Raw genomic sequence first — 14,801 nt, forward strand, 5'->3', positions numbered from 1 at the left:
TACAGTGGAAAGGCAAAATCCATATATGAAATAGATGATGACAAGGTTTTAATTGAATTCAGAGACGATATTACTGCAGGAAATGGGGAAAAGCACGATGTGAAAAAAGGAAAAGGCCACCTAAATGCCTTAATATCTTCAAAATTGTTCGAGCTCTTAAATGAAAATGGTGTTCCTACACATTTCATAGAATACATTGAACCAATCTACATGATTGCTAAAAATGTAGAAATCATACCAATTGAGGTTATAGTTAGAAATATTGCCGCAGGGAGCTTATGTAGAAAATACCCATTTGAAGAAGGTAAAGAATTAGCAACCCCTATTGTACAGTTTGATTATAAAAACGACGACTACGGAGACCCAATGTTAAACGATGACATAGCTCTTGCCTTAAACCTTGCAACAGAAGAGGAATTAAAAGAATTAAAAGAGTTAGCATTGAAAGTAAATGAAACCTTGAAAAAATTCTTTGATGAAAAGGGCATAATCCTTGTAGATTTCAAAATCGAGATTGGAAGAACAAAGGATGGAAAATTAGTAGTTGCAGACGAAATTAGCCCAGACACCATGAGATTATGGGATAAAGAAACAAAAGATGTTCTTGATAAGGATGTTTATAGAAAGGACATGGGAGATGTTGTTGGAAAATACGAAGTTGTAGCTGAAAGAATTGGATGTTTATAAGCCAATACTGTAATTATAGTTTGTGTGCGTTAGGTTAAACATATATACAATAAATTTTTATTGAAGTTAAAAGATTAATTTCAAAATAAAAGGAAAATAACAACTAATGAAATTCTATAAGTTTATAAATAATTATAAAAAATCCGCACACAACCATATATTTTAGATATTAATTTTAGTTTTTATTCATTATTTTTAAAGAACATGAAATGTTGTTATTAGAAATATTGGAAATAAGAAAAAATATGAAAATTGGCAAAATCATATCGATGGATATTGCTAGAAAACCTATAATATCGCATAGCTTATAACTGAACAATTTTTTTAGTATTAACAAGTAGCACTGAAGCATTAAAAATATGGGATAATATTTATATATTATATGTGTATTATATACACATGTGTACTTACTACACATTAAGAGGTGATATATTGAACAAAAAGATTGCAGTATTGGGCATGTTCTGTATGGCATTAACATTGCTATTTGCAGGATGTGTCGATAATCAAACAGCAGTTGATGAATCTACCACAAACGAGTTAAAATCAGAAATATCCAACTTAGAAGCAGAAGTAAATAAATTGAAATCATCCCCTAATATGATACCAAATGTAAGGCAGAATTTAGAAGGACATTCTCCTTCAATAAGTAAAATAGGTACCTATATTGACCCCGATGCAGTAGTTATTGGAAATGTAAAAATCGGAGATAACGTATATGTGGGCCCTCATGCAGTTGTAAGATGCGATGAAGTTCCAACAAAAGGAATCGTAATTGGAAATAAGGTAAATATTCAAGATGGTGTTATCATACACGCCCTAAGGGGAACAAAAATAGAAATTGAAGATGAGGCTTCTCTTGCCCATGGGAGCATAGTGCATGGACCTGCTAAAATAGGTAAAAATGCCTTTGTCGCATTTGGTGCCGTCGTATTTGCTGCGGAAGTGGGACCCGGTGCATTAATTGGACATAATGCAGTTGTAGATGGAATTGGAGTAGAAGGAGGATTGAAAATACCTGCTGGAAAAATGGTTCCATCAGGAGCTGTTGTAATGAAAGATGTAGACGGGCAGGTAAAAGCATTTTTACCTGATGGCACAGTATTGACAGATTTAAATGAACTGCCTAATGTGGTGGATTGGTATAAACCTGTCCCAGGAAAGGTTGTAGATGTAAATATTGAGTTGGCAGAAGGATATTTGAAAAAATGAGGCATAAATAAATAGAAAAATTAATGAAAATATTAAAATTGGACAAATAACATCCTATTTTCTCTTTTTTATTGGATATATTATATCACGATTTAAAACCACAAATTTTAAATTATTTTATTTAACACCAATTATTAAAAGTTATCTACCATATAAATATAATTAAAGGTGATAAAGTGGTGGTTGCAGAAGTGAGCATAATACCATTAGGCGAAGGTCCGAGCGTTTCAAAATATGTTAAAAAAGCATTAAAGGTTTTCGAAAAATATGACTTAAAAATAGAACCAAGTGCAATGGGAACCGTATTGGAGGGGGACTTGGACAAGATATTGGAGGCGTTTAAGGAGGCGCATCAAGAAGTTTTAAATGATACAAAAAGAGTTGTTAGTTCTTTAAAAATTGATGAAAGAAAGGACAAGGAAAACACAATCGAAAGAAAATTAAATGCCATTAAATAATTTATTTTTAGGAGATTTGTGCCGTATTTATGAAATCCACCATTTCACTAAGATTTTTTCTAAACGAAGTTAATTTTTCCTTTAATTCTTCGTTATTTACTGCGAGCATTTCAACTGCTAGAATGGCTGCATTCTTCCCATTATCGATTCCAACTGTTGCAGTAGGGACACCTGGCGGCATTTGTGCCATGGTGATGAGGGAATCTAATCCGCCTAATTTTACATCGTGGGGCACCGATATAACTGGTCTGTCGGTGTGTGCAGCTACTGCACCAGATACAAAACCAGACAGCCCAGACACGCATATAAATACCTTTGTTCCAGAAACGGTCCCATTAACCACGGCCTTATGTAATTTTTGAGGGTATCTATTTGGGGAGGCTATTTCGATTTTATACTGTATATCAAAGGATTTTAAAATTTCTACTATGGATTCAACTATTTTTATGTCTGAATAACTCCCAGCTACAATAAGAACACTATCTTCACCTTCATCATTCTTATTTTCATATATTTTAAATTTCTCCTCCACATCTGCAAGGAATTTTCCATAGCTCCTTGCTATTAGGTATTTTCCACCAATTTCTTTTCTTATATATTCTTGGTCTCCCTCAATTTTTTTAACCATGTTTGATTTATACTCCAAGACCTTTTTTCTAATATTTTTATCATGTATACCGATTATTTGGGCCGCCAATATTGCTGCATTTTCTCCCCTATCAATCCCGACTGTTGCCACTGGAACGCCCTTTGGGGTTTGGACACAGGCAAGTAATGCATCCAATCCATTTAATTTAGATTCAACAGGAACTCCTATCACAGGTCTGGTTGTATTTGCTTTAACAATTCCGGGTAAATGGGCAGCCAATCCTGCAATTGCTACAAATACCTTTGTTCCATTTTTTGTGCTTTCTACTGTTATATCCCTCACTCGTTCAGAAGTTCTATGGGCAGATGCCACCGTTATATCATAACTTATGCCAAAGTCTTCAAATATATTTACTGCTTTTTTTGCTATTTTTATATCTGATGAGCTCCCCATTATAATTACAACATCTGACAAAATATCACCAACTTTTTTAATTTTTTTATTATTTAGTTTCATTTAATGTAACGCCAAATAGGGGCATGAACCTACGCAGCTCATGCAGAATATACAATTCAACACATTTTTCACATTGAATTCTTCAAGATTAAGAATCACCATTCTTTCACCATATTTTATATGTGTAGTATTTACACATAATTGATATATAAGATTTTGCCCCAATTTTAATAAATTTGACCTGGTAAATTGCATGATGTCCAGCCCATAGGGGATAATCAAATAATAAAAAGCCCCAATTGAATTCAAGTACTGATTATTGGCCAATTTTTGTCATATTTGTTATATGTATAAACACAAAAACAATATGTTGCCATTATTTGTTAATTATAGTGGCGTGTATCAATTACTTAACTAATAATACGGTTAAATTTTATTTAAACATAAAATACCTTGTTAAATTGAAAGATAGGTTTATTTACTTCGATATTAAATTCTCGACGAAACCTTCGGTTTCGTCGAGAGTTGAATCTATGATTATTCAACTAAATCAAAGATTTTCGTAAGTCAGTAAAATCCGAAGGATTCGCTTCAATATAATATTTTAATTTTCGCTTAAATTACACACCATTATACATGTAAGTTTCGGCTTAGTTGAAATAAAAATTTATATATATTACTTATGTGTAATATGTACACGTGTAGTTAGTTAACAATGAGTTATAACGTGTAGCGCTATGCTTACTAAAAATTAGAAAATAAGAACTGGAATTGTTATTGTAGCTTAAATTATATAACGAGGGATATTGTGCATATAAAAGAAGCATATCATGATGGATTTAAAATTTATAGCATTAACACAGATAAAAAAAGAAAACTTTCATGGAATGATGATATATGCGTCGGATGCGGAATTTGCCATGATATTTGTCCTGTTAATGCCATACACATGGGTCCATTGGGTGCAATTGCAAAGGGTAATGTGAGAGCTCCAAAGTTGGACATCGATGAAAATCAATGTGTATTATGTGGAGTATGTTCCTTTGCCTGTCCTTTTGGTGCATTTTCTTTGGATGCGTATGGTCAGGATTTGGTAAAAATTATGGAGAAGAATGCCTTACCTAACAACATTTCTGTAACTCAAGAGGAATGTATTTTATGTAAACAGTGTGAATTAGCCTGTCCCCGTGAAGCTATTGATGTAGTTAGGGAAATGCCTGAGCGAAAAACCCTCGTAATAGGTGAAATATCCATAGATAAAGATAAATGTGTATATTGTGGAATATGTGCGGAATATTGTCCTGCTGATGCTATTAATCTTATACCTAATGAGATTAGTCCCCTTACTTTAAAACCATATAAAGACATTGTGGTAGATACCGACGCCTGTGTATTTTGCAAAGTCTGTGAAATAGCCTGCCCACATAATGCCATTGAGGCAATTTGTTATAAGTGCCCATGGGATAAAAAAATCGAAAAACCAGTATTATATGAAACAATCACAGGATATACAAATATAGATAAAAAATATTGCGTATATTGCGGACGATGTGAAATAACCTGTCCTACTGATGCCATTGAGGTTGAAAAACCATTTGAAGGCGAATTAATTATTCATAACGATATTTGCAATGTCTGTGGTGCATGTGTTGCAATATGTCCATGTAATGCATTAGATATTCCAAAAATGGAGGAACCTGCTCAAAAGATTCCAAAGGTTATACTGAATTCTGATGTATGTGTTTTATGTGGAGCATGTACCCATGCATGTCCTGTTGATGCCATAGAAATTAGGAGAGAACTTAAAAAATAGATGACGGGTTATGCATAAGTTGGTGGTAGTTATACCATAAAAGTCATTTAATTGTACTTTATTTAATTATTATTTTTGGTTATTTAATTCCTTCATCAGCAATGATAAATTTATACCTCTATTTTTGACGGAGCTCCACGAAAATAATGTTTTTAAATACATTTTTAGAGCTCTACTAATAACATTGTTAATAACATATCATAACATTTATATATGTGTAGTATATACACATATAAGTAAATTATTTTGGTGATGGTATGATAAGCATCGACGAAGAATTATGCAAAGGATGTTATATTTGTGTGGAATCCTGTCCAAAAAAAGTATTTAGGATCTCTAAGGGATTAAACAAAAAAGGAATTTATCCATCAACAGTTGGAAATATTGAAGATTGTAATTACTGCGGCATTTGTGAAATAATATGTCCTGACCAATCAATTGCGGTGAAAAAATGACAATTGACAACAACGGAAAACTTAAACCAGGGAGTTATTTTATGCAAGGTAATGAAGCATGTGCTGAGGGTGCCATAGCCGTAGGATGCGATTTTTTTGCAGGTTATCCTATCACACCATCCTCTGAGGTTGCCGAAAGAATGGCAAAGCGTTTGCCTCAAATTGGAAAAGCATTCATTCAGATGGAAGACGAAATAGGGGCATTAGCAGCGGTTATTGGGGCATCATGGGCGGGTGCAAAGGCAATGACTGCCACAAGTGGACCTGGTTTTAGTTTGATGCAGGAACACATAGGATATGGGGCTATGACAGAAACCCCTTTTGTTATAGTGGATGTGCAGAGGGGAGCTCCTTCAACAGGTCAGCCTACCATGGCCTCTCAAAGTGATATGATGCAGGCAAAATGGGGTTCCCATGGGGATTACCAAGTAATAGCATTAGCTCCGTCCTCAGTTCAAGAGTGTTTTGAATTTACAATAAAGGCATTTAATCTTTCTGAAAAATATAGGGTTCCAGCCTTTGTAATGAGTGATGAAATAGTAGGACACATGCGGGAAAAGCTAACTATTTCAGAAGAAATTGAGATAGTTGAAAGAAAAAAGGGGCTCAATAAACTTCCATTTTACCCAGAAGAAGATTTAATTCCTAAAATGCCAGTATTTGGTAAAGGGTATAAGTCCCATATAACTGGATTAACCCATAATGAAAAGGGATATCCCGATGCAGCATCAAAACCCGATGAACATCATAAATTAGTTGAGAGATTGAATAAAAAGATATTGAATCATGCCAATGAGATATATTCATTTGAGGAAAAATATTTGGATGATTGCGGGGATGTTGTGGTGGTATCCTATGGAGCTCCTTCAAGGTCTGCGGAAACTGCTGTAACTGAGCTCCGTGAAAAGGGAGTTAGTGCAGGATATTTTAGATTGGAGGTTGTATGGCCATTCCCAGATAAAAAGATATTAGAAATTGCCAAAAAAACAGAAAAAATTATTGTGCCGGAAATGAATTTTGGTCAAATCGCGAGGGAAGTGGAGAGAGCATCAAAAGGATTTTGTGATGTAGTATTGCTTCCAAAAACGGGCGGAGAAATACATTTCCCAGAGGAAATTATTGATATGGCAACAGGGAGGTAAAATTATGGAACAACATTTTGCTTTAAAATATTTAAGAAAAGATCGATTGCCGCATATGTTTTGTTCGGGATGTGGTATCGGAACAATTATAAATTGTGCATGCAAGGCATTTGATGATTTAAATATTGATATGGATAACACTATAATGACATCAGGTATAGGCTGTTCTTCAAGGATTCCAGGATACTTTAACTGTGATTCACTGCATACAACCCATGGAAGACCTATTGCATTTGCAACAGGAGTTAAATCATATAATCCTGATTTAAATGTAATTACATTCACCGGTGATGGAGATTGTGCAGCCATCGGAGGAAATCACTTCATACATGCATGTAGAAGGAACATCGATATTACAATTATTTGTGTAAATAATCATATATACGGAATGACAGGAGGGCAAGTTTCTCCAACAACACCCACTGGAAAAAGAGCTACCACTTCACCTTATGGAAATCCTGAAAGGCCCTTTGATTTATGCAAATTGGCTGAAGCTGCCGGGGCTTCATATGTTGCAAGATGGACCACTTCTCACCCATTCCAACTGTCAAAATCCATTAAAAAAGGTATAGAAACTAAGGGATTGGCATTTATTGAAGTGATGTCTCAGTGTTATACATACTATGGAAGGATGAACAATATAAAATCCAACACGGAGCTCATGAAATTGATTAAATCAAACACCATACACATAAATAAAGTAAAAAAACTTTCAAAAGATGGAAAAGAAGCATTAGATGGAAAACTAGTGATTGGGGAATTTGTGGATAAAAAACAGCCTGAATTTACCGATGAACTATATAAAATAATAAAAAACGAATGTTTAATTGAATATCCTTCAATATCAAAAGCATCTAAGGAAGATTAAAGCTTATGGTGGTATTATGAGAAAAGAAATAAGGTTTGCCGGATTTGGGGGGCAGGGCATACTTTTGTCAGGCATAATATTGGGGAGAGCTGCTGCACTGTATGAAAATAGTTATGCCTTTCAAACTCAGTCAATAGGTCCAGAGGCAAGGGGGGGTATATCCCGTGCAGAAGTGGTAATATCAGATAATCCAAAAGACTACCCAAAGGTCAGAAATTTAGACGTATTGGTTGCAATGTCCCAAGAATCTTTGGACACCTATACAAAGGATTTGAGCTCTGGAAAAATCCTTATTTACGATCCTGATATGATGAATAATCATCCCAATAGAGATGATATAGAAATATATCCAGTTCCTGCCACAAAAACCGCTTATAATCTTGGAAATAAAATAGTTGCCAATGTTGTAATGCTTGGGGCGTTAGTAAGTATTACGAATGTAATATCAAAAGAATCTTTAAAAAATGCGGTAGTTGATGCAGTTCCATCAAAATTTAATGAATTAAACCTAAAAGCCCTCGAAAAAGGATTTGAATTAGGACATAATATAAAAGAGTGATATTTATGGAAAAAAACATACTTCCCAATATTGAAGGAAAAACCCCAAACATAGATAAAAACGTATTTATTGATAAAAGTGCAGTGATTATAGGAGACGTTGCCATACAAAAAAATGTTTACATTGGTCCAAACGCTGTTATAAGGTGTGATGAACCTCCAACTAAAGGTATATTAATAAAAGAAGGGGCGAATATTCAAGATATGGTTGTGATACACTGTCTTAGAAATACGTCGGTAGTTGTTGGCAAGGAAGCTTCAATCACTCATTCCACGGTAATTCATGGTCCTGCAAAAATTGGAGATAATGCATTTATTGGGTTTAATTCAGTTGTATTTGGAGCTGAAATTGGAGATAATACAATAGTGGGACATAACTCTGTTGTAGATGGAGTAGGGGGCGATTTAAAAATACCGAATGATAAATGGATCCCCCCAAATACTTCCATATATAAGGATTCAGATGGGATAATAAAAGCATTTTTGCCGAATGGAACTATTTTAACAGATTTTAACAAGCTTCCCGATATTCCAGAATGGTATAAAAAGGTTCCAGGAGATGTTGTGAAAGTAAATAAAGAGTTGAATTTGGGATATAGAGAATTTATTAAATAACTTTTATTTTCTAAGAAGTAGATATATATACGAATATAGGGAATATCGATAAGTTTTAATATCTGATCCATAAAAAAATATGAGCTCATAATAGGTATGATAAAGGAACAAATCAAAGAGAAAAAGCTCTTTAAGTGAAATAAGATACTAATAGAGATTAGATTCTAACCGATCTTTTATACTATTTGAGTCTATAGCTAAAAGACATGCTTATTCTATCCCAGTTGGGAAGGCAAGTCACGAATCAGTTTTAGACATGTCTAAGAAGAATAAGAAGCTAATAGTAATTGACAAGACCAAACTAAAAGTTAGAAATGAAACTATTTATTGGTATGATCTGATATCATAGTTTAAAACACAGTTGTTAATCTGGTTAGAACTTTATAGTGTTTTATATATTGGTAGAAGTCATTAAACTAATATTCTTCAAATATATTGTATTTTATATTTAATGGAATTTATTTAATGGAATTTAATGTTTGTATATTTTTATGGTGGTATCATGACTCAACATATATTAGCAGGTTTAAGAGCACTCACTGCAAAAAAACTTAGGGAAAAAGGTTTAACGCATGAAGAAATTGCAAAATTACTTAAAGTAGATAGAACTGTAATTACTCATTATTTAGCCGGCAGGATACCTGCAAAAGAAGCTGTTAAATGTGCAAAAGTTACTGCTGAAAAGTTTTATCCAAGGGATGCGGTACTTTTTATTAAAACCGTCTGTAATGATGACGACATTATAAATACAATTACGGAGACACTTATTTCTGATAATATAGATGTTGACGTGGCCATTTCCAATGAGTGTAATTTATGCAAAATATGTATGGATGTGTGTCCAACAAAGGCGATAAATATTGATGATAATATAATTCATATTGACAAAAATAAATGTTGTGGATGTGAGTTATGTCAAGAGTTATGTCCAAAAAATGCAATATTTTTAAAAATAATTAAAGACAAGAGAAGCGAGTTAGATTAATTATATCATGCTCACGGAGGCTTTTTCCAGCCTCTCCATAATGGCAAATCCCAATCCTTTTTTTTCAAAACTTTCTATGATAATTACATCTAGATTTTCCTTATCCATTTCTCTCAATATATTAAATAGATTTTTTGAAACTTGATATAAATTGTCCCTGGTTCCAATACTTCTCTTTTTAATATTATTTGGGTATCTGTGGATTGTTTCATGAGTTGCGATTATTCCAACATTCTCTCCAATTTTGTTATATTCTTCTATTAATTTGTTTATTTTAAAAACCATGTCATTAAGTTTTCCAGTAGCTAAAACTAAGGGAGTATTTGGAGCATAGTGCCTATACTTCATTCCCGGTGATTTAACTTTTTTCATATCTCTTGTAGTAAATATTTCAATATCAACAATCTCTTTTAGTTCTTCAAATGTTATCCCGCCATGTCTTAAAATCAACGGTTTCTCTTCAGTTAAATCAACAACCGTAGATTCTACGCCTATATTGACCTTCCCATCTATTGCATAATTTATTTTATCGTTTAAATCTTCCATTACATGGGATATTGATGTAGGACTTGGTTTTCCAGAGAGGTTTGCACTTGGGGCTGCTATGGGAACTCCTGCCTTTTTTATCAATTTCAATGCTATATCATGATTAGGCATCCTCACAGCAATAGTATCTAAGTTGGCGCAGGTGATTCCTGGAACAATATCTTTCTTTTTTAAAATTAAAGTTAGGGGACCTGGCCAGAATCTTTCTATTAACAACTCTGCATCCTCCGTTATATATGCCACATGTTCTAACATATCCAAACTGTTTATATGTACAATTAATGGATTGTCAATTGGTCTTCCTTTTACTTCGAAAATCTTTTGTATGGCGGAGATATTTAGGGCATCACCTCCGAGCCCATATACAGTTTCTGTTGGAAATGCCACCAATTCTCCTTTTTTTATGGCCTCTGATGCAATATCTATTTCATGGGCGTTTAATATCCTCATAATCTCACTACAATATTGAAGGTTCATTTGGGGCCTTTCTTGGATTCCATCCTTTTTCTCTAAGGAATCTTAATATTTCTTTTTTATCCTCATAAGGGATTTCTCGTTCACTTCTAATGTATAGGTGTAAATCATCAGGTAGACAACCATGATATTTTTTATATATATCCACATAATGGGTTAGTTTTATTAATCTTCCTTTTGGAGTATCATTAGGTCTCATACATAATTTTGCCACCATTGACATGCACTCATTCATGCTCTCAGCACAGTATATTAAATGCAGTGGGGCAGGCTCACACTCCACTTTTTCATTTGTTCGTTTATCAGTAATTTCCCTTAATTTCGATTCTCCCAAATATAATCTTCTATATTTAGATGCATGAGGTCCAACTACTGCAGGAATACCCCATCTATTTGCACCAGTAGCAATTGCCGCCGCCTTCTGACTCATAGCACCCCATGCAATTACACATGCTCCAACTCTATTTAATATATAATCTGCTACATTTTCAAAATTATTTTCAAGGGGCACTTTTGCAAATATATTTGCTATTTTGATGGCACTACCTATAGCATGAGCATTTGCAACACAGGGGCCCACATTTAGAACCCCTCCCTTGTCAAAGTCTCCAGGATATTTTTCATAAAGTGTTTTTCCATCATTATCCCTATAAAGTCCTATGTCCATGGCAGCACATCCTGCAGCTACTACAATATACCCTCTTTTTAAAAACTCTTCTGCAATAAGGGCTATTTCATTTTCCCCATTATAGTAGTTGGAACAGCCTGCAAGTGCAATGACTCCTGGAATGTCCCCTAACACAATCGGAGCTCCTACTTTCCTTATTTCAACATCTTGGATAGGTCCCCTACCTGCCCTAATTTTATATCTTTCAGATGATATTTTATCCTTTGAAGCTATTCTTATAATGTCTATTATCGGAAGGTTTCTCTCGCATTCTTCCATACATTTTCCGCATCCTACGCATCTACCGTGAAGTTCTGAAAATAAAGATAAATTTCCAGCTTTACCTTGGATGAAGGCCTCTTTTATTGGAAGCATGGCAGGACATACCCTATTACACCATTCACATTCTGTACATTTATTTATAAGTTCAAAAATGTCCAGGTCGTCATTCTCGTTATTTTTATGTTTATGTTCATGTTTGCGGTCTTTCTTCAATAATAATGCAAGATTAACAGCAACCTTTCCAACTTTCTCCATGTCTTTTATAAGAGCTCCATCATATTTTTTTGAAAGGAGCTCATGAATTATAATATTTTCATCCTTAGAGCTCATGTCGGGCAATCCTAAGGAGCATTTATCACTTGTTGCAATGACAGGAATATTTTTTTCAGCACAAAGTTCTAAAATATCTGCCCTTATACACTGTTCATCCAAAACCACCACATCTGGAACGCCTGATTTTATAAACATCAACTGTCTTGATATTGGACCAACTATTTTTGACTCTTTTGAGTATCTGCTGATATCTATTGCTGTGCAACATAATCCGCATACTTCTATATCATCAGACAAACCATTATCTTCAATATAGTCGATAATTTCTACCCCTGGTGCTATATTATGTCCAATGCACAATATTATCGGCTTCTGATTATCTATTACACCTAATCCAATATCTACTAAAGGTGTGTTAGGCTCCCCCTTATGTAAATTATAATAATTTATCTGGGCCAATTCGGCTATTTCCAATGCTAAATTATCAATCATGCCGGCATGGAGTGCTTTTGATTCAAAATCCAAATGGTTTCCCTCCTGACCTGTATGGGTGGCTGCCAGCAGGTTTGTTATTTCCTTCTCAATATATACTAATATTTTATCTAAATCCTCAACAGTTTTTGGAGTGATTCCTGTAATGGTGGTGGATAAGGGTGCAACAATATCTATGGCATTTCCATAATCTATTTTTAAATTTGGATTTTCTTCCAATATGTGATCAACAATATGTCTAGCATGAGCTGCATGGGTGGATGCCCCAATACAACATGCCAATAATACAATTCTTGCCTGCTGTTTTTCTAAATTAATACCGCATGCTCCTTTTTTATTTTTGGATAAATCACATTTCCCATAGGTGCATAGACAACATAAATTACATAATGGAGCATAAAATGGCCTAAAATGAGACAATAACTTAAAATCCCAGTCCCTGAGTTTTGAATAATCTATATGAACCTTTTTTTTATCAGATGGTGGAGAATCTGCATTTGCCTGCCCTGTATCAAAATTTATTTTCTTAAAATCCATTTTTAATCCTTTAATTGAAAAATTCCTACTTTTATATTCATCAAGCTGAAACACACCATCACCTTTAAATACTATCATTATTAATCATTATATATGTGTAATTGATACACATAATATATAAATATTGTGGTGATAGCATGTCTGCCTGGAATCCTGCATTTACATCTCCAAATCAGGCAATGCTTTGTTCTCCAAAAATAGCAGCATTAACAATAAAAAAATCTAAAAATCCCATGTTTGTTATGGGTTCGTTATTAAATGTACTCCCAGAGGAAATAGCAGAATATGCCATAAAAATAGCAAAATTAAAACATATGACCGTTGTGTCGACAGGAGGTTCCAATCTTACACTTTCAAAATTAAATTTTAAACCCCAATATATTATGGGAGCAGTGGAGCTCATAAATCATTTAAAGGATCCAACTTGGAAAGGTTTTGAAGGTAGAGAAAATTATGATTTAATATGTTTTATAGGCGTACCTTATTATATTGGCTCTCAGGGGCTTTCTACCTTAAAAAATTTTGCGCCGCATATAAAAACACTTACATTATGTAAATTTATGCATCCAAATGCTGACTTATCCTATCCAAATATGTCCTATGATGACTGGATAGTCTATCTTTCAAAGTTGGTTAAATATCTGGAATAAATATCTTTCTACATTATGCCATATGGAAAATTTTATATATTATTGGTGTGTAACATATACACAGTGTAGTATATACACAATATCGGCGATTAATTATAACTCACCCCATGGTGGTAATATGAAAAAACTTGAAGCGCTTTTTTTAACTGGGAGAACAGTCTGGCAAGGTGAGGGAATGGAATCTGGTAAAGAAGGGGAACTATATACCAAAGCATGTTGCATGTTGGAGATGAATCCAGAAGATATGAAAAAAATTCATGTGAATGAAAATGAAAGTGTTTTAGTATATAATGATTATGGAAAGGTAGTTATGAAAGCAGTGAAAGCCAAAGAAGAGCTCCCCGAGGGAATGGTATATGCGGCATATGGTTCATGGGCTAATGTGGTAGTTTGCCCAGATACAAATAGCACAGGAATGCCGTATTTAAAGGCCATAAAAGTTACTATTAAACCTGTAACGCAAGAACTGGCCAATAATTCCCTTGATTTAGTAGAAAAAACTTATATGTCAAAGATTTAACTCAATCCGGTATTATGAAGGTGAAATAATGGAGGTAATTAAAGATGTTGTATGTCCATTTTGTGGGTGCGTATGTGATGATGGAGAGGTTATAGTAGATGGTGGACATATAACTGGAACAAAAAACCTGTGTAGAATTGGCCATGCAAAATTTATGCACCCTACACATGGACAAAGACATTTAACCCCAATGATGCGGGATGATAAGGGAGAATTAAAAAAGGTAGATATCGATACTGCAATAGAAGAATCTGCAAGGATACTTGCAGAGGCAAGCTGGCCACTGCTTTATGGGTGGAGTGCCACACTATGCGAAACCCAGCAAAAAGGCATCGAGTTAGCAGAACTTGTTGGAGGGGTATTTGACAACACTGCAACAGTGTGTCATGCACCTTCGATTTTAGCAGTTCAGAATAGAGGATATCCAGTTTGTACATTAGATGAAACAAAAAACTATGCTGATTTAATAATATATTGGGGATGCAATCCAATGCATGCCCATCCAAGGCATGCAAGTAGGTA

General features: G+C 34.2%; 16 protein-coding genes and 1 pseudogene. 13 read left to right on the forward strand and 4 right to left on the reverse strand.

The features are described from left to right. The 3 genes from purC to F555_RS0100815 form a co-directional block, all read left to right on the forward strand. The coding region (gene purC, locus F555_RS0100805; RefSeq protein ID WP_018153328.1) for a phosphoribosylaminoimidazolesuccinocarboxamide synthase at positions 1–687 on the forward strand (687 nt) is incomplete at its 5' end. 432 nt (positions 688–1,119) lie between these two features. Next, positions 1,120–1,899: an LbetaH domain-containing protein gene (locus F555_RS08855; RefSeq protein WP_018153329.1), complete on the forward strand. Its 780-nt coding sequence runs from the start codon at positions 1,120–1,122 to the stop codon at positions 1,897–1,899. Between the two features lie 176 nt (positions 1,900–2,075). Further along, on the forward strand, positions 2,076–2,357 hold the full coding sequence (locus F555_RS0100815) for an MTH1187 family thiamine-binding protein (protein ID WP_018153330.1): 282 nt from the start codon (positions 2,076–2,078) through the stop codon (positions 2,355–2,357). Between the two features lie 7 nt (positions 2,358–2,364). Here the strand turns inward: F555_RS0100815 and purE are convergent, their stop codons facing one another. Next, positions 2,365–3,420 carry a 5-(carboxyamino)imidazole ribonucleotide mutase gene (gene purE / locus F555_RS09660; RefSeq protein WP_018153331.1) on the reverse strand — a complete coding sequence of 352 codons (1,056 nt, stop codon included), beginning with the start codon at positions 3,418–3,420 and terminating at the stop codon, positions 2,365–2,367. 42 nt (positions 3,421–3,462) lie between these two features. Beyond that, entirely contained in the window at positions 3,463–3,564 is a 102-nt protein-coding gene (locus tag F555_RS09500; protein WP_169330642.1) for a 4Fe-4S binding protein, read from the reverse strand. Positions 3,565–4,210: 646 nt separating this feature from the next. On the opposite strand from F555_RS09500, the gene fwdF reads away from it, so the two are divergent. From fwdF to F555_RS0100855, 7 genes are all read left to right on the forward strand, one after another. After that, on the forward strand, positions 4,211–5,215 hold the full coding sequence (fwdF, locus tag F555_RS08860; protein WP_018153332.1) for a tungsten-dependent formylmethanofuran dehydrogenase subunit FwdF: 1,005 nt from the start codon (positions 4,211–4,213) through the stop codon (positions 5,213–5,215). A 257-nt stretch (positions 5,216–5,472) separates the two neighbouring features. Further along, complete coding sequence (locus F555_RS0100830; RefSeq protein ID WP_018153333.1) at positions 5,473–5,670, forward strand: 4Fe-4S dicluster domain-containing protein; 198 nt, start codon at positions 5,473–5,475, stop codon at positions 5,668–5,670. Beyond that, positions 5,667–6,812 carry a 2-oxoacid:acceptor oxidoreductase subunit alpha gene (locus F555_RS0100835; RefSeq protein ID WP_018153334.1) on the forward strand — a complete coding sequence of 382 codons (1,146 nt, stop codon included), beginning with the start codon at positions 5,667–5,669 and terminating at the stop codon, positions 6,810–6,812. The genes F555_RS0100830 and F555_RS0100835 overlap by 4 nt, the downstream gene beginning before the upstream one ends. 4 nt (positions 6,813–6,816) lie before the next feature. Beyond that, positions 6,817–7,680 (forward strand): 2-oxoacid:ferredoxin oxidoreductase subunit beta, encoded by an 864-nt coding sequence (locus F555_RS0100840; protein WP_018153335.1) that lies wholly within the window; start codon positions 6,817–6,819, stop codon positions 7,678–7,680. Between the two features lie 16 nt (positions 7,681–7,696). Beyond that, the gene (locus F555_RS0100845; RefSeq protein WP_018153336.1) at positions 7,697–8,239 is read left to right on the forward strand and encodes a 2-oxoacid:acceptor oxidoreductase family protein; all 543 of its coding nucleotides are present in this window, start codon (positions 7,697–7,699) and stop codon (positions 8,237–8,239) included. Positions 8,240–8,244: 5 nt separating this feature from the next. Further along, entirely contained in the window at positions 8,245–8,853 is a 609-nt protein-coding gene (locus F555_RS08865) for a DapH/DapD/GlmU-related protein (protein ID WP_018153337.1), read from the forward strand. A 502-nt stretch (positions 8,854–9,355) separates the two neighbouring features. Further along, positions 9,356–9,838 (forward strand): 4Fe-4S binding protein, encoded by a 483-nt coding sequence (locus F555_RS0100855; protein ID WP_018153338.1) that lies wholly within the window; start codon positions 9,356–9,358, stop codon positions 9,836–9,838. On the opposite strand, the gene F555_RS0100860 is transcribed toward F555_RS0100855, so the two are convergent. After that, entirely contained in the window at positions 9,839–10,834 is a 996-nt protein-coding gene (locus F555_RS0100860) for an L-threonylcarbamoyladenylate synthase (RefSeq protein ID WP_018153339.1), read from the reverse strand. A 7-nt stretch (positions 10,835–10,841) separates the two neighbouring features. Next, positions 10,842–13,163: a CO dehydrogenase/acetyl-CoA synthase complex subunit alpha gene (gene cdhA, locus F555_RS0100865; protein ID WP_018153340.1), complete on the reverse strand. Its 2,322-nt coding sequence runs from the start codon at positions 13,161–13,163 to the stop codon at positions 10,842–10,844. A gap of 83 nt (positions 13,164–13,246) precedes the next feature. Between cdhA and cdhB the strand changes: the two genes are divergently transcribed. The 3 genes and pseudogenes from cdhB to F555_RS0100880 form a co-directional block, all read left to right on the forward strand. Beyond that, positions 13,247–13,759, forward strand: coding sequence for a CO dehydrogenase/acetyl-CoA synthase complex subunit epsilon (cdhB, locus tag F555_RS0100870; RefSeq protein ID WP_018153341.1), 513 nt, complete (start codon positions 13,247–13,249; stop codon positions 13,757–13,759). 118 nt (positions 13,760–13,877) lie between these two features. Then, entirely contained in the window at positions 13,878–14,279 is a 402-nt protein-coding gene (locus F555_RS0100875) for a molybdopterin dinucleotide binding domain-containing protein (RefSeq protein WP_018153342.1), read from the forward strand. Between the two features lie 28 nt (positions 14,280–14,307). Continuing rightward, a pseudogene (locus F555_RS0100880) lies at positions 14,308–14,801 on the forward strand (formylmethanofuran dehydrogenase subunit B); the annotation flags it as partial.

Source organism: Methanothermococcus thermolithotrophicus DSM 2095 (genome assembly GCF_000376965.1).
Lineage (GTDB): Archaea > AGJL01 > Methanococci > Methanococcales > Methanococcaceae > Methanothermococcus > Methanothermococcus thermolithotrophicus.